We start from the raw sequence: 16,764 nt of genomic DNA, 5'->3' as shown, positions 1-16,764 counted from the left end.
ACAGTCAACTTACCTGCAGACAACAGCGTTTAAACTTCTTTCCTGATCCGCAGGGGCAGGTACTGTTTCTGGAAATTTTTTCTTTTTTCAGTTCACATTCTCCATGAATATAAAACCAGAGTTCGTTGTCTTTGCGAAACTTGCTTTTTTCCCTGAGATGGCAGAGTTGTCCCTGTTCTATATAGGATGCGGTGAAGGTTACGGTTCCCTCGGTATCATTTTCCATGCCCTTCTCCGTTTCGTGGACTTGTAATCCAACCCAGGAAACGGGATGAGCATCATGGTTCAGTGATCTTGGCCGGGTTGAAGGATCCCAGCTTGCAAGAATATGCTTGTCATGTTTGTGGATAAAGGCTGTATATCTTGAACGCATCAGTTGCAGGGCTGTTTCTGCCCGACTATGATTATTGAGAACAGGATCGCAGCATGCTGAAAACGGTTCACCGCTGCCGCAGGGGCAGGGGGTGGTTTCGTGTGTCATTTTTCTCTTCCTGGTATAGAATTTTATAAAGAATAATGTCTATTTATCGTGAAATATGCCGATTTATCAAGAGAAATAAAACTTTTTCCCTTCTTGGATTCCTTCGGTTTGTTCGACTTAAACTGACAGGCAAAACAGTACTGGTAACCGGCCACTGCACGAACTGCGGGCAATGTTGTCAGTCAATCAGTCTGGAACACACTGACGGCTGGTTACGGGATGAAATGAAATTTGACGGAATTGTGACAGAGTACCCAGAATATAAACGATTTGAAATAACAGGAAAGGATGGACAGGGTTTTCTTCTTTTTCGTTGTACATGGCTGACGGAAGAAGGGCTCTGCAGAGATCATGAAAAACGTCTGCCGCTCTGCAGGAGTTTTCCGGAAAAATCATTGTTTTTCTGTGGGGGAACCTTGCCTGATGGTTGCGGGTACTCTCTTGCGGAAGTCATACCATTTGAAAGGGAGTTGAAAAAGGCGATGGAAAAGGGAAAAACTGATGAAAAAAATTCTCGTCCTTGAGCCATATTACGGTGGTTCACATAAACAGTTTCTTGACGGGTTGTGTCACCATGTTTCTGCAGAATATACACTTATGACACTGCCCGCGAGAAAATGGAAGATGCGCATGCAACTGGCAGCTCCCTGGTTTTATAAACAGATCAGGAAATTGGAAAGCCAGAAGAGGTATTTTGATACGGTTCTCTGCTCAACCTTTGTTGATGTGGGTATGCTGAAAGGACTGCTGAGCGGTCTTAATGGCTGGAATCCTTCAGCACGGTTTCTTACCTACTTCCATGAAAATCAGTTCAGTTATCCCGGTCAGATCCCAGACCCCACCCGCTTTCAGTTCACCGCCATAAATTTCAACAGTGGTTTGGTTTCGGATGGGATTGCGTTCAACACCATTTACAATTATGAAAGTTTTTTAAAGGGATGTCGCAAATATATAAAAAAGGCGGCGGATATGGACCTGGTATGGGTAATCGATGCTCTGCGGAAAAAGAGTACAGTTCTTTATCCGCCCCTTGATTTTACCTGCATTGATAGAGGGGGAAGAAAAAAAAATAACCGGGTTCCGGTTATTGTCTGGAATCATCGTTGGGAGCATGATAAAAATCCGGAAGATTTTTTTAATACCCTGACAGAGCTTGAGCTGAACCGGATTGATTTTCGTCTCATCCTTCTTGGTCAGAAATTCCGGTTTTACCCTGATTGTTTTGATAGGGCTATGGAACGATTTGAAACGAAAATTTTTCACTGTGGTTACGTGGAATCTTATGATCGGTATGTCACCTTCCTGAAGCAGGCAGACATTGTTATTTCCACTGCTTTTCACGAGTTTTATGGTATTTCAGTAATAGAGGCTGTTCGGGCAGGATGCTATCCATTGCTGCCTGATAGACTTTCATACCCTGAACTTTTTGAACCACGATTTTTATATCGTGAAGGGGACCTGACAGCCCGCCTGCAGGAAGTTATTCAAGACAGGAAAAGTCTTGATGATATGGAGATCAGAACGATCACCGACAGGTTGAGCTGGGGAGCGATGAGGGAAAAATACCGGTCCTGGTTACAGGCAGGACCGGTAGAGAAAGAGTGTAACCTCAATCCTGCACTTCGGAGCCCTTGATGCCTCGCATCTCCGACAAACTGCCAATTGCAGGATTGAGGTGTAATTAATTATTTTTTTGCATGGTTTTTGCGAAATCGAGCATTCTCCTAATGGGAATCCGGGCTTTTAAGGCAAGCTCGCTGGAAACCTTGATTTCATTTTTCCCGGTTTTCAGTACTTCTTCCAGGTTTTGCAGGGAATTCATCCCCATCCAAGGGCAGTTGGCACAACTCTGGCAGGTAGCTCCTTCACCGACAGTCGGTGCCTCCATAAGGATTTTTCCCGGTGCCAACTGGCGCATTTTGTTGAAGATACCTGCATCCGTTGCCACGATGAATTCACGGTTCGGCATGTCAGTGACAGCCTTGATAAGAGCAGTAGTAGAACCGACCACGTCGGCAAGTTCAATAACAGCTTCTGTTGATTCCGGATGCACCAGGACTGCTGCCTCCGGATGCAGTTTTTTCAGTCTCTCAAGGGCCACTGAACGGAATTCCTCATGGACAACACAGGATCCCGGCCAGAAAATCATTTCAGCTCCGGAGAGTTTCTGCACGTACCTTCCCAGGTGTTTGTCCGGGCCCCAGAGAATTTTTTCTCCTTTTTCCGCGAGATGTTTGATGATGGGCAGGGCGATACCGGAGGTAACTACCCAGTCTGAACGGGCCTTTACCTCGGCGCTGGTATTGGCATAGACAACGACTGTATAGTCGGGGTATTTGTCACAAAATGATGAAAACAATTCATGGGGGCAGCCTTCATCAAGGGAACAGGTGGCCGCCAGATCGGGCATGAGTACCCGTTTTTCATTGTTTAGAATTTTGGAAGTTTCACCCATGAAACGAACTCCGGCGACCACAAGGGTTTCTGCCTTATGCTCAGTACCGAATCTTGCCATTTCAAGGGAGTCAGCGACGCAGCCGCCGGTCTCTTCTGCAAGATCCTGCAGGGCACCACTGGTATAATAATGAGCAACAAGGACACCATTCTGCTCTTTCAGCAGTTTTTTAATTCTATCCTTGAGAGCTCTCGTTTCTTTTTCATTCAGTTCCGGCCAGACTGGATGTGGGGGCACCACGATTTTGGGAAGTGATAGCTGTTCCGGATCAGTACCTTGTGTCGTCATTGTCGCACTTTACGCCTCAAATTTTCAGGCAACATTGAAAAATTGATGTTTTTTTCAATTATTAGGTCGTAGCGAAAAAAACAAATCTTTTCCCAAAGCACCCTGTATTGGATATTGAAAAAAATCAGGAATGAAAATGATTCTTTTGCATGAGAATATAAGTCTATTGAAGAAATAATGAAACCAAAAATGTACCTTTTTCAAAGAAGTGGTTACTCCTCTTCGCGACTTGATGACCTGAGAATGGCAGTGCGGTATTTCAGAAGAATATCAACTGTGCGATTGGCACGCCTCGGGGCAAGATTGTCTCCCGGGGGTGTACCAAGCCGTTCTTCGATATAAATCAGGTATTCGTATATCTCACGGCCATCACTGGTGTTTTTCAGAAGGTCAAAAACGTGGGGCAGGTAGGGCAGGTATTCATCCCTGCATTTTTTGTCAATGGAAATACAGAGTGCGTCCCATACATGAAAAAGGATCTCATCTGTTGCCACATAAAGCTGTTGTTCTTCTTCGGATCGTATTTGGGTGAGGTGTTGAAAAGCCTCTTCCGGGGAATATATCTTGAATTTTTCTGTGGAACTGGTGGTATCTTTTTTTTGTCCCATAACAACAAAAGTCTTGTAAAAATTGAGCATTGAATGGCCAACTATAACAGGATTAATTCTTCTGAAAACAGTTTTTTATCATATACTCAAGATGACCCTGTTTCCTTACTTCGTGTCTGGCTCTCTGGTCTATCTGGCTCGGCTGGCATTCACCGGGTTGTTACTGGCAATCAAATAACAATCCAGGTTTTTTTCAGGCTAGTTGCAGGCTGTATCTTTTCACCATGTACCTGATAACTGTACAATATTTGTTTTTAAGTGATCTGGAGCGTTTTTTGTCAGTTCCCGGATGAGTCGTTTTTTTGTTTTTTTAGAACCGGGCTCAATGAGTTCAATCTTTTTTTTCGAGTATGAATAACCAGTTTAGTCTGCATTTTTCTGGGAGCTGAAAAAGCAGTATTTATAGCAATGATATATGTGTTTTTCAGCTCAAAACCGAGGATTTCTCTCCAGTGAAACCGTTGAGTTTTTCCGGCAGAATGAATGAGTATTTCATTTTTACTTACTTCAATGCTCTGTCCAAATTGAAAGGACAAGGCAGCAAACAGCGCTGTTACAGGCAGATAGGTAATTGTCCTCAATCCCATTGCTATGGGGTCGTACAGATACGGAGTAATGGTGGTGATTTTGTTAACACCGTAAGAACATAAACCATAGGCCAACGTACTTAAAAACATTATTATAATACAGTCTCCGATGAATTGAGATCAACGGGGGTTAAGAGGAATTCCTTTAACAGCTTTGTTGGTGTTGCGCATCAGTATAATGCCTCCCAGTATAAAGAGCACTGCAATGACATATTTGAAAATGTTGGCCCGGGAAAAGCTGAAATCCATGAACAGGTTACCTTTGAAAGGGCCCAGGATCAGGGCAAGAGACATGCTCAACAGGATATATCCTCTAAAGCGATTACAATAATTTTTCATGAATTTTTTTCATGTGGATTGAACTGCCATTTTTATTTTTGTCCCCTGGTGTCTGTCCAGAAATCGGGCGAAAAGGCCATTTAAGGACAGACACTCCCTGAGAAACCTCGCCAGGTTGGGAACCACGTATCAAACTGAGTTCTGTGGGTAATCCGGATTTTATTTATCAAGATATAACACCCAGTGGTTTTTCATCTCCAAGCCGGTGCCGATTGCGTCTCCTTCAATACGTCTATTGATGATGTTCCCTCTGTATGTTTGCTCGCATGGTCTGTTATATCCCTGCCCTGTACAGTTCCGTTTGATTGTAATAGAATTACCGGTAATTCTGCCGGTCATCGGATCGGTACGTTTGTGTGGACAGCAGATCCATTCTGATGTTCCACTGATCTGATCATTCATCACATTGAGTTTCCAGGTCGAATGGTAGACTGTCCCACCGACTTGAGCATCAACCCGATAAATACCGCTTGTAAGATGCGGTAGCATTTCTTTTGCAGCAGGAGGGGCTCCGACAGAAATGGCGACAGCACCACCGGGGATTCGATTCCAGTTTCTTGACTGACTGTTCCATCGGTAAACTCCGTGTCCACCTGATACATTGTCTGTTCCGGTGACCCAGGCGGTTACTTTGCCGATGGAGATATCGGTAGCCAGTCCTGGCAAAAGTTCCCATTTCGTTCCTGTCCAACGGTAGATATTTCCTGCACTATTGACAACCCAGGGATTGCCGGAAGCGTCCACGTCAATACGAATGCCCCTGCCTGGGAAAAGATCCCACCCTGAACCGTTCCAGTGATATATCTCATAATTGCCCTGAATTTGGTTTATTCCAAGGACAAAGACACTGCCATCAGGACCGATTCCAATATCTGTCGCTTTGCCGGGAACATGTTCCCATTGGCGTTTTTTCCAGCGGTAGATATCACCGGAATTGTTGACTACCCATGGGATGCCAAAGTGATTAACATCAACCCGGACTGCTTCTCCCGGGACCGTGACAAAAGCCTGGATATTGTCCATCCAGCGGAAAATAGAATGACCATAAGTCACAGGGTTATTGCCGATGATCCATACGGTTCCATTGGCACCGACTCCGATATCCGTTGCTTGTCCGGGAATATGATCCCAGTTTGCTCCATTCCAGCGGTATATCTGGCGACTGTTATTCAAAACCCAGACATATTCTTTCGCTTTATGGGGAGTGTTTCCGTGAGTATTTGCAGAGTGTTTTCCTTGTGTTACAGTTATGTTTTTCCAACAGAGACTGCCTCGATTATATCTCCCTCCCCTGTAGGCAACAGAATCGGCATCACCCAGCCAGATAACTCCACTGTCTGTTATCTGTGGGCTTGTGGTATGATAATTTTTAAAAGGGATGATGCCTGTTGCTGTGCTGATGAGCCTGTTATCCAGGTACAGATCAAAAGTTTTTTGAGATGGGTGTGCCTCAATACGTATTTTGTACCATCGTCCCTGTTGAAGATTGACTATATCCTTTAGATTATATGATCGGCCTGGTTGATAATGCCCCAACCTTGTTCCCCAGTCAATCATCACATAAACAAAACCGTCGCTGTACAGTATGGGAAAGTGATTATCCGCTGTATTCAGTTTAACATCAAAACGGACGGTATAATCGTTTGCAAATTCATAAGGTCGACGTATCGTGAACCATGCGCCTCCGGGGTGCATTGCATCAATGCAGAGTTGGTTTCCCTGACTGGTGCATCGACCCTCGGTAAGGGAATGTGGTTGCCAGTTGTCAGCAGCAAAGTGAAAAATTTTATCAGAGGAAACAGGTGGTTGCTGATCATTTGGAAGGTTTGGTTTGTTTTGAGTGGGTTGTGGTAAAATACCCCCTGGTCTGATCTTTCCGCTGTCAGATATTTCAACAGTCTGTCCCTGCGCGATAAGGTCGCTCCTGTTCGAGTTGTCCGCGCTGTTTTCTATCCGTATTCTACCCTGCAGGGTTTCCACTCTGACACTCCTGTCAGAGCGAACGGTAACAACAAAATCAGTGTCAAGGCCTACAATTTTTGCGTTAGGGTGAAAAGTAAACCATTGACCTGAATTTTCAGGGCCGATCGTTACGGTAAAATGACCTCCACCTTTTCGTACAATGCTGACAAATCTGGCTTTTCCTTTTCGAACACGAACAGTTACGGATTGAGGTGAAAGAAACCCCAGCTCTATCAGGCTGTTTTCACTGAGTTGAATGCTCCCCCACTGGTAACCACCGATTTTCAGATGAAGCAGGGTTTGACTGTTGGGACCACAACCGATATCTTCCCAGGGAAGCACGCTGGTCGGATAGGTTTTGACTTTATCATATTGTTCCAGGAACGTCCCGTTTTTCGGCACCAGAGTACGTTTGAATACGTTTCCGCTTCCTGAGGCGATTTCGATCTGCATGTTTTTCAACGTGCCACGTGGTATATCATGGGTCAGAAAGGTTTTTATCCAGTCCCAGACCTGTTTTGATTCTGTTATGGGAACACCGGGTAAAGGAACAGCTGGAGAATGGGTGACGTGTCTGATTGTCTTGAAATTGACTCCATTTAAAAATGCAGATGCCATTGGAACAACATAATCGTTCGTGCTACCAAAAATATTGCCATACTGGACACCCGTTCGTAAATGTCTCCCTGCTTCTTCACCTTGGTTAAGCACTTTCATGAATGCGCTGTTGGCGTAAAGCTGGGTGGCGGCTAGGCGATGTTTCCCCAGAAAGTCGCTGACAAAGACACCTGCCGCATAATCTGTATAACTGACACCGTGGTTTGGAGTGCCCACCATGATCAGCTTTCGGATATCCCCCTGGAAACGTGGGTACCCCTGAATATAATTTCGGGTAATAAGCCCCCCATACTGTGTCCAATAACATCGACCCGGGTACCTTTTAATCCCATAGACCTGTATCGTTTGAGTTCACGTTTAATATTTATCGATAAAGATTTTGACTGAGCATGGATCCCCTGGTTACCGGAATAATAAGTATCAATGACGGGATCAAACTTTTCGCCGCCCAGATAGGTCTGGAGTTTCCCCCAGGTAGTTCTACCGCCGGTAAATCCATGGACAAGCAGAACTGGTGGGCGGGTGAGCAGTATATTCACTGCGAAAGTTGAAGTGCGACCGTCCGGATATTTACAGGTGAACTCAACAGGTACCCGGGTTGCCAATGGCGGTCTTCCGGAATTGAGGTAGTAGGTTCCTGTGTTTATGGCATCAGTTACAATCTGCCGGGTCTCCTTGCCGGGTATAATTTTTTCTTTAAGATACGATTTCGCCAGATAGGCTGGAGGAAAGTAGTTGAGGATTATCTGTTTGCTGCCAGTCAGGGGGATTGTGCCACATTGAGCAGTAGAACCGTTACATTGAATGGTTCCAAGGGAAGGTTTTTTGACCATTAACAGCCCCTTGTACACCCCGGTAGTATTTATAATAATTTTAATTCCTGTTTTTCCGTCCGCGATAATTCCGGTATATGGTTTCCCAGTCAATGGATTCTTTTCGAGAGCAGCTTCCAGTTGTATAACGGGAATTGTTATAGTACGAGTGAATCTCTCAGTTCGTATTCTATATGAATAGGATGCACGGTTTTTGTCACTGTGTTTCACAGTAAATTTGACTAAACCGGATGAGTCTGTCACTTTTCCCTGTTTCTCTTTCCCGTTCTCGAGGAGTACAGTTTTTCCCGAAAAATTTTCGGTGCTGTCACCCACAAGCCTGACTTCGATCTGGGCTATATCTCCTGTCCGGGAAAAATGATCAGGTGAAACAGAAATCCAGATGTCTCTTTTTATGCAGCCGTTGGCATCGACAGTTGTACCCGGAGCTGTTCCGGGGCATTTATCTCTTTCATTGGGAACGCCATCCCTGTCAGTATCATGGACGACATTTCCTGTATCGGTGAATAGACCTGAAATTGCCCCGTTTCTATAAAGTTCCTCGGCAAATTCCATTTTGGAAGGAGTCGGTAAGTCCGGTTGCGGGTTGTTAACCATAAAAGTGAAGCGTCCTGCCTGCCAGGCGTCAATAGTTTTTCCGGAACCTATACCAAAGGCCATTTTTCCATGGAAAGTTCGCTTGGAATTGGCTCCCCATAATTTAATTTGTTGAAGCATATCCGCTTTTGCTGCAGCTTCAGAGTTCCACGCATAAATCCAGGCCAGGTTTTTTCCTGTGCAATACCCACGCTTATCAAGGAGTGGATAATTCAGGCCATAACGAATGGCCCCCTTTTCCCCCCTTTCTGGGCCAATTATTTCCACACAGAAAGTATTGCCCTGGTACGATGCATAAGTGCAGTGAGATCCAGGTCCAATGCCAAACGCAGTTCCAGTTTCTGTCAAAACATGTTTTATGGTCATTTCCTGTGGGTCATGCAGTCCTGTGCTATTCATGTCATTGGACCAAGACGTATTATTGTTGCCCAAACAGATTAAAAATAACAGTATTGTACAAATATATTTCTGTAAATTCAGTGGCCTATACATTGTATCCCCCAGCTTAACCGTTTTTTCTTCTTTCGGTGGAACCAGTTTTCTCCTTTTAGAATTAAGAATTTAAATTTATATGGATGATCAAATTTTTCAATACAAATTAACCCGCATTTCTCATCAGTTCAGGCGGTGTCAGCTTCAAAATGTCAGAAGTTTTTGCTTGCCTGGCAGTGAATTGCAGTGACCTGGATTTACAGGAGAAATAGTGCGGAAAATGGCATTGGCAGGACTGACCCTGGGTGACCATTGTGTAAAATTTGCTCAATTACTGAGAGTTGACTGATTGTTTGTATTCTGCAGTTATTGTCAAAATTGACACAATGTTCATGAAAAATGCGGGTTAAATATTTTATGTGAGTGGTTGAACAATCGTAAAGAAGAGTGATGAGAGGAATGAGTGAGGTTGACAGCGGAACAGTGAGAATCCAGGGAGCATGATTTGTTGCCCGGACTCTCACTGTTTGTGTTCTGCAATTATTGTCAAAATTGACACAATGTTCATGAAAAATGAGGGTTAGAACCTGTAGCCGATTCCAAAGCGGACTGCAAAGTTGTCCATTGGAAAGTTTCCTGTCTGGGGAGTGCCGGTCTGTACCCCGTCCTGAAAACTGGTAAAAGTTGCATCCGTGTCGGCTTTGACATACTGGCCGGAAAGATCCAGAAACCAGTTCTCGGTCGGGAACCAGCTAACGCCAATGGTCAGGAGGAATGCAGTGGTTGAGTCAACCTCCATTGAGCGGGTATGGCCATTAAAAGGGGTAGATGGGGATCCCAGGCTTTCATAATGCGAAGGACCCTGGTAGCCGAGAGCCCAGTCAGCAGATTCGTCAAAATCTGCTGAGAAAAAACCGATTCCCAAACCGCCATAGGGGGTAAACTGGGTCTTGTTTGGGATTTTGACGAGCAGGGAGAGTGTAGGGCCGTAAAGGGATACTTCACCATCACTCTTAATTTCACTGCTGTAGATTGAGGTCGCCTTCGTGGAGGCTTCCATAGAATCCCAGGCCAATTCGATCCCAAAATATTTGGTAAAATCGTAACCGAGGAAAATTTTTGTCGGTGCGTAATTCTGCTCCTCATCCAGGGCGTAGATAGTGCCGAGAAATGTACCACTGCCCTGCAGGCCGCCTTTGGCACCTGAATCGCCATCGGTCAGGCTGCGGTAAACAATTCGGGTACCGATGGAAAGTTTACCTTTGATGTAGTTTTTGTAAAACTCGCTTTCAGTTTCTTCGGTGGTTTCGCCCGTGGCTTCAGTATCCTCAACGTTTGCTTCCATGGATTGAACTGCGGATTCTTCAGTGGTGGTCTGGCTGGTTGTACCTGCACCCAGACTGGCGTTGGAACCCATCAGTATTGCAGTTGAGACAATGAAGCCGGATGTAAGCCATTTGTTATGTAACGATTTGATTTTCATGAGAATATCCATAAGTCTAGGTTTAATATGAGAACTCGTGCCACATATAATCGATTTTAGGGAAAAAGTGAAGGTCAATTGTGAATTCAACCCCGGGGATGTTAGAATTTTATATTCAGGGTGATTACAGCGTCTGAAGGTCAAGGTGAGCTTGAGTTGGAATTCCTGTTTGATATCTTGTTGTCAGATGCTCAAGGCAATCACGCTGTAACAGAATCAGCAACGAAGAGGGGAGAGTGTATAATACAAAAAACAAAAAAAAATCCAACAAAAACAACATGAGACCTGTTGAATTTGCTGGATTGAAACCTGGTGACCCCAAGGGGACTCGAACCCCTGTTCCCGGCGTGAGAGGCCGGTGTCCTAGGCCACTAGACGATGGGGCCAGTGTGGTGCTTTATAACTGACTGGCAAGGGGTTGTCAATATATTTACCCTCTATTATTTTTCTTTTCTTCCGCGGCCGAACAGTTGTGTTGTTTCTGAGAGATACCGTGCAATTTCTTCTGTGAGGAATTCCCGGCTGCATCGCCATTTCCAGTTTCCATCGGCCACTCCCGGGACGTTCATTCTGCAGTCGCTTCCAAAGCCGAGGATATCCTGGAGGGGATAAATACTGAGCCTGGCAATGGATGATTGGGCGAGGTGGATAAGGTCCCTGTGCACCGGGCTGTTGTCGTGGATATCTCTGTTTACCATTTTTTTAAGGGTTTCTCTCTGGCCTTCGTTGAGCTGGTTACTGAGAAACCAGCCCACTGCAGTATCATTGTCGTGGGTGCCCGTATAAACGACGCAGTTTGGTGTGGTATAATTATGCGGCAGGTGATTGTTTTCAGGATTGTCATCAAAGGCGAACTGCAGGACTTTCATCCCTGGAAAACCAAGATCATCACGCAATTTTTCAACCTCCGGTGTAATGATGCCGAGATCTTCGGCTATGATATCCAGTTGACCGAGTTCTCTGAATATTCTGTTGAAAAAGATTTTTCCCGGGCCTTTTTTCCATTCTCCATTTTCGGCTGTAGGTTCATTTCCCGGGATGGCCCAATAGGATTCGAAACCGCGAAAGTGATCAATTCTGACAGTGTCAACCAGGGAAAAAACATTCTGCAGTCTGTGTTTCCACCACTGGAAGAGAGTTTCCCGGGTTGTCGCGTCCCTATGATGCCAGTTGTAAAGAGGGTTTCCCCAGCGCTGGCCTGTGGGGCTGAAATAGTCAGGAGGAACACCGGCAACCGGGTCCGGTTTCAGGGTTTTTCTGTTAAGAGTGAACAGTTCCCTGTTTGCCCAGACATCGACACTGTCATAACCAACATATATGGGTAAATCCCCAAAGAGGCGGATATTGTTTTTTTGTGCATAACTGCGCAGCTCCTCCCACTGCGTATGAAAAATAAACTGCTCAAATATGAAATAATTGATCGTGTCAAACTCATTTTCATACAGGGCAGCCATGGCACTTTCATCACGATTTCGGGCGGGGGAAGGCCATCTGGACCATTCCTGTTCATGGTGTTTTATTCGAAATGTCATAAATAAAGCATAGTCATCAAGCCAGAAACTGTGTTTTTTGAGGAAACTTTTGTATTTGGTCGAAGAGTGGCCGGAAAAATTTTTATAACTCAGTTGGAGGAGTTGCTTCTTATATTGGGACACTGCTGGAAAATCTGTCATGTATGGCGAAAATTCCGGGTGGTTGTCACGTTCTTTTCTTGATATCAGGCCTGATTGTTCAAGCAGCTCAGGGGAAATAAGCAGGGGAGATCCGGCAAATGCCGAAATACCCATGTAAGGGGAATCACCAAAAAAGGAATTGGTGGGCCCGATTGGAAGAAATTGCCAGTACGACTGGTTGCATGCCACCAGAAAGTCGATAAACTGAAAACTGGACGGACCAATATCACCAATTCCGAAAGGGGAGGGAAGAGAACTGATATGGGCAAGAATGCCGCTGGATCGCGTTTTTGTCATGGTAGTGTCCTGTATGTATATATTTTTCGACCCTGCCTGCAGAAAGAATGGTATGAAAAGATCAATCACTGCCTTGAAACTGAGCAATTCGATGCTATAATATAAGTTTGCAGAACAACTGCCGGATTATTCTCAAGTGTTTCATATTCAGCATAAGCATTTTCTTGGAGATGTCCGGCGAGTGTTTTTTGATCTGAAAATCCTGCCATTAAAGGTGTTTCTGCAACAATAGGGGTTTACAGTGTCTGTTGAACTCAAAAGGGCATAAAATGGCTGAACCTTCTCGGAAGCCATACTGGTTAGTTGAGTTGATCTGTATTTTTATATTGCTTTTTAAGGATAAGTGAAGTATGAATATGCTCTTTTTAAAATACTACACGCTTGCGAGATCTTCCTCGCCGGCTTTTTTTTTGTCAAAAATTACCGGGGGTTTCTTCGGTTTTCCCATGACTGTTCTGTGAATTGTACGAGTTATTGTACAGGATAGTCTCTAAAATTCAAGCGATGGAGTGGTTCACAGGTGTTACCTGAACTTAAAGAAAATCTTCTCAAAGCTGGAAAAGAAGAAGGCTGTATCAGTTTTGATACATTGAACGAACTCTTGCCGGATGAAATCAGGGATCCCAATGCAATAGAGAATATTTTTAATTTTCTCGGTGCCCATGCTATTGAGATAGTGACGGTTGAAAAAAACGGTGAGAAAAGAACACTGTCGGGTGAGCTCTGGGAAAAGAAAAAAGAAGGCGCCGATGAGCTGGAGGCAAAAGAGCTTCCTATAACGGAAGAGGATTCCCACGAGGGAGAGGAAACAACAACCACCTACCTGCGGGAAATGGGCCGGTTTGATCTCCTTACTCCTGAAGAAGAGGCTAAATACAGCAAAACCATCAGGCAGGGGTTCGAATCCATAATAAAGGCCATACGGGAAGACAGTTCCGGCACTCCCGATATGAAAGTTCTCTGTGAAAGAATTGACCTGTGGGAGAAGAGGGATCCGACTCTTAAACCCAAGAAGCAGCAGCTCAATTTCATGCGCTATTCTGTAATCAGTGCGGCCAAGAGATATCCCGACAAAAGGGAACTGTTTGAGCTGCAGGCGAAACTTGAAGCTTACAGCCGGTCCATAGAGGTGGCAAAAGACACGATGATCCGTGCCAACCTGCGGCTTGTCGTTTCCATTGCCAAACGATATATGCATCAGGGGCTGACTCTGGCTGATCTTATCCAGGAGGGTAATCTCGGCCTGATGCGGGCTGTTTTTCGTTTTGATTACACCAAGGGAAATAAATTTTCCACTTACGCCAGCTGGTGGATTCGTCAGGCTATTACGCGGGCAATTCTGGACAAGACGCGGACAATTCGTCTTCCTGTACATTTTCTTGAATTACGCAGTCAGTTTTTCAAGGCATTTTATGCCCTTTTCAAAGAACTGGGCAGGGAACCAACTCCCCTGGAAATTTCAAAATCCATCAACCTGCCAATGGACAAAATCCTGTCTATTCTTGAGGCATCCAGAGAGCCGATTTCCCTTGAAACTCCGGTAGGAGATGATGATTCAACCCTGGGTGATTTTCTTGAAAACCAGGAATCCCAGTCGCCCTATGATGCTGTGCAGACGAGAGAACTTTCCGGCAGGGTTAATGATATTCTTGGAACCTTGAGTGAGAGGGAAGAAAAAATCATTCGTTTACGTTTCGGTATTGGTGAAAAAGCAGAGTATACTCTGGAAGAAATCGGTAAGAGATTTAATGTTTCCAGGGAACGAATCAGGCAGATTGAAAAGAAGGCTCTGAACAGATTGAGGCATTCCAGCCGTCGGGAAAAGCTGAAGTTTTTTATAGACTGATTCTTCGGGCCGCTGCGAGTGGGTACTGAAAGGAGCATGGAAAAGTGATATGAAGGCCGGGTGGATAACCCGGCCTTTTTTCTTTTATCATACAAGGAAAACTGATGGATAAATACATACATGAAGCAGGCTTTGGAAGCATTCTTGAAAAGGTTCAGGCCGGAGAACGTTTAGATCTGGAAGATGGTCTTAATCTTTATAAAAGTACCAACATTCTTGCACTTGGCTTTCTTGCCGATATAGTCAGGAACCGGTTGAACGGTAATGACGCATATTTTATTTATAATCAGCATGTAAACTATTCAAATATCTGCAGTAATCTCTGTAAATTCTGTGCCTTCGGCCGGGAAAAAGATTCAGATCTTGCCTATGAAATGAGTGTGGAAGATGTGAAAGAAAAAGTCCGTGAGCGGTTGTCGGAGCCGATCAGGGAGATACATATGGTGGGGGGAATTCATCCTGATCTGCCATTTTCATATTATCTTGAATTACTGAAAGGTATCAAGGACGTGAGGCCTGATGTACATATTCAGGCCTTTACCTGTGTGGAAATTGCTCATCTTGCTGAACTGGCGGGCATGAATGTGGAAAAGACATTGGAAAAGCTGGTGGAGGCGGGGCTTGGCTCTCTCCCGGGTGGTGGCGCGGAGGTTTTCAGCCCCAGGGTAAGAAAAATTACCTGTGAGAAGAAAATATCCGGAAACGAGTGGCTGGAAATTGCTAAAATTGCGCATGGGATTGGTTTGAAAAGTAATGCGACCATGCTGTATGGTCATATTGAGACTGATGAGGAGCGACTGGAGCATCTCTATAATCTGCGGGAAGTCCAGGATGAAACAGGGGGATTCATGACATTTATCCCTCTTGCTTTTCATCCGCGCAATACAGCCATGGCAGAACTTTCCGGTCCAAATGGCATTGAAGATCTTAAAAATGTGGCAGTGGCCCGCCTGTTTCTCGACAATTTTCCCCATATCAAGGCATACTGGGTTATGATTGGCCCGAAAATGGCCCAGATAGCTCTCTCTTTTGGCGCGGATGATATGGATGGAACCGTGAAAGAAGAGGTGATTACCCATATGGCCGGAGCGTCAACGGATCAGGCTATCGGCAGCAGGACCCTGATCAGGCTGATCAGGGAGGCAGGGAGAGTTCCTGTGGAGAGGGATACGCTTTTTAATGTGGTGCAGATCCATGATTGAGAAAATAATTGATAAAATAATTTCAAAAGAACGACTTACAGATGAAGAGTTTCTTTATCTTGAAAGAGAGGGAGGGCTCCACCAGCTTGGTATGTTGGCAGATCTGGTTCGCACGAGAAAGCATCCCGATAAGTTGGTTACATATGTTATTGACAGAAATATCAATTATACGGACATCTGTATTTCCGCTTGTAAGTTTTGTGCGTTTTTTAAAAAACCTGAAAAAAAAGAAGGTTATGTTCTCGGTTTTGATGAGCTTGATGAAAAAATCCGGGAGACAAAAGAACTGGGGGGAACGCAGGTTCTTCTCCAGGGGGGACTGCACCCGGACCTGCCCTTTTCATTTTATGAGGAAATGGTGCAGTTTATACGCTCACGCTCTATTCATATCCATGGCTTTTCACCTCCTGAAATTGTCCACTTTTCCAATATCAGTGGAAAAAGTATAAGCGAGGTCATCAGGAGATTGAAACTCGCCGGTCTTGGTTCTATTCCGGGGGGTGGAGCGGAAATACTCAGTGACCGGGTAAGACAGCTGATTGCTCCGAGAAAATGCAGTGCAGATGAGTGGCTGGCGGTGATGGAAGAGGCTCATAAACAGGGGTTGAGGACAACGGCGACAATGATGTTCGGCCACGTGGAGACTGTTGTTGAACGGCTTGAGCACCTGCGTAGATTAAGGGAGTTACAGGACCGAACCGGAGGATTCACTGCATTTATTGCCTGGCCGTTTCAACCTGATTATACACGTCTGGAGGAAATAGAGAAGAGTTCTGGTCTGGAGTATCTGCGAATGGTGGCCCTGTCACGGATTTATCTTGATAATTTTGATAATATTCAAGCATCGTGGGTCACTCAGGGTCCCAAAATTGCACAGCTTTCACTCCATTTTGGCGCCAATGACTTCGGTTCAACCATGATTGAGGAAAATGTTGTTGCAGCGGCCGGAGTCAGGTTTGCTCTTTCAGAAAAAGAGATCTGTAATTTGGTAACCGGAGCAGGATTTGAACCAGGGCAGCGAAGGATGGACTATTCCCTGGTAAATCACTTACGTGGGTAAGGT

13 protein-coding genes and 1 tRNA gene are annotated in these 16,764 nt (G+C 45.0%); 5 read left to right on the top strand and 9 right to left on the bottom strand.

What is annotated here, in order from left to right:
* Nucleotides 1–4 precede the first annotated feature (4 nt).
* Nucleotides 5–481, bottom strand: a complete 477-nt coding sequence (locus tag LO777_RS08140) for a YchJ family protein (RefSeq protein ID WP_228857014.1) — start codon at nt 479–481, stop codon at nt 5–7.
* A gap of 35 nt (nt 482–516) precedes the next feature.
* Between LO777_RS08140 and LO777_RS08135 the strand changes: the two genes are divergently transcribed.
* Both LO777_RS08135 and LO777_RS08130 read left to right on the top strand, forming a co-directional pair.
* Nucleotides 517–1,005, top strand: coding sequence for a YkgJ family cysteine cluster protein (locus LO777_RS08135; RefSeq protein ID WP_228857013.1), 489 nt, complete (start codon nt 517–519; stop codon nt 1,003–1,005).
* Nucleotides 983–2,116: a tRNA-queuosine alpha-mannosyltransferase domain-containing protein gene (locus LO777_RS08130; RefSeq protein WP_228857012.1), complete on the top strand. Its 1,134-nt coding sequence runs from the start codon at nt 983–985 to the stop codon at nt 2,114–2,116. Before LO777_RS08135 ends, LO777_RS08130 begins: the two co-directional genes overlap by 23 nt.
* 46 nt (nt 2,117–2,162) lie before the next feature.
* On the opposite strand, the gene nadA is transcribed toward LO777_RS08130, so the two are convergent.
* From nadA to malQ, 8 genes are all read right to left on the bottom strand, one after another.
* Nucleotides 2,163–3,224, bottom strand: coding sequence for a quinolinate synthase NadA (gene nadA, locus LO777_RS08125; RefSeq protein ID WP_228857011.1), 1,062 nt, complete (start codon nt 3,222–3,224; stop codon nt 2,163–2,165).
* A gap of 212 nt (nt 3,225–3,436) precedes the next feature.
* A complete protein-coding gene (locus tag LO777_RS08120; RefSeq protein WP_228857010.1) occupies nt 3,437–3,832 on the bottom strand; it encodes a hypothetical protein in 396 nt (131 codons plus the stop codon).
* Nucleotides 3,833–4,539: 707 nt separating this feature from the next.
* The gene (locus LO777_RS08115) at nt 4,540–4,758 is read right to left on the bottom strand and encodes a hypothetical protein (RefSeq protein ID WP_228857009.1); all 219 of its coding nucleotides are present in this window, start codon (nt 4,756–4,758) and stop codon (nt 4,540–4,542) included.
* Nucleotides 4,759–4,917: 159 nt separating this feature from the next.
* A complete protein-coding gene (locus LO777_RS08110) occupies nt 4,918–7,557 on the bottom strand; it encodes a tectonin domain-containing protein (protein ID WP_228857008.1) in 2,640 nt (879 codons plus the stop codon).
* A gap of 2 nt (nt 7,558–7,559) precedes the next feature.
* A complete protein-coding gene (locus LO777_RS08105; RefSeq protein ID WP_228857007.1) occupies nt 7,560–9,167 on the bottom strand; it encodes an esterase/lipase family protein in 1,608 nt (535 codons plus the stop codon).
* Nucleotides 9,168–9,780: 613 nt separating this feature from the next.
* Nucleotides 9,781–10,683: an outer membrane beta-barrel protein gene (locus LO777_RS08100; RefSeq protein WP_228857006.1), complete on the bottom strand. Its 903-nt coding sequence runs from the start codon at nt 10,681–10,683 to the stop codon at nt 9,781–9,783.
* 310 nt (nt 10,684–10,993) lie between these two features.
* Nucleotides 10,994–11,069, bottom strand: a tRNA-Glu gene (locus LO777_RS08095).
* A gap of 54 nt (nt 11,070–11,123) precedes the next feature.
* Nucleotides 11,124–12,722 carry a 4-alpha-glucanotransferase gene (gene malQ, locus LO777_RS08090; protein ID WP_268907559.1) on the bottom strand — a complete coding sequence of 533 codons (1,599 nt, stop codon included), beginning with the start codon at nt 12,720–12,722 and terminating at the stop codon, nt 11,124–11,126.
* A gap of 451 nt (nt 12,723–13,173) precedes the next feature.
* Between malQ and LO777_RS08085 the strand changes: the two genes are divergently transcribed.
* The 3 genes from LO777_RS08085 (at nt 13,174) to mqnC (ending at nt 16,761) form a co-directional block, all read left to right on the top strand.
* Entirely contained in the window at nt 13,174–14,499 is a 1,326-nt protein-coding gene (locus LO777_RS08085) for a sigma-70 family RNA polymerase sigma factor (RefSeq protein ID WP_228857004.1), read from the top strand.
* A gap of 104 nt (nt 14,500–14,603) precedes the next feature.
* Nucleotides 14,604–15,701: an aminofutalosine synthase MqnE gene (gene mqnE / locus LO777_RS08080; protein ID WP_228857003.1), complete on the top strand. Its 1,098-nt coding sequence runs from the start codon at nt 14,604–14,606 to the stop codon at nt 15,699–15,701.
* Nucleotides 15,694–16,761: a cyclic dehypoxanthinyl futalosine synthase gene (mqnC, locus tag LO777_RS08075; RefSeq protein ID WP_228857002.1), complete on the top strand. Its 1,068-nt coding sequence runs from the start codon at nt 15,694–15,696 to the stop codon at nt 16,759–16,761. Before mqnE ends, mqnC begins: the two co-directional genes overlap by 8 nt.
* The last annotated feature ends 3 nt before the right edge of the window (nt 16,762–16,764 follow it).

Origin of the sequence: Desulfomarina profundi, assembly GCF_019703855.1 — a bacterium.
Lineage (GTDB): Bacteria > Desulfobacterota > Desulfobulbia > Desulfobulbales > Desulfocapsaceae > Desulfomarina > Desulfomarina profundi.
Note: the sequence above shows the minus strand (reverse complement) of the source record. Positions and strands in the feature narration are given on the sequence as shown.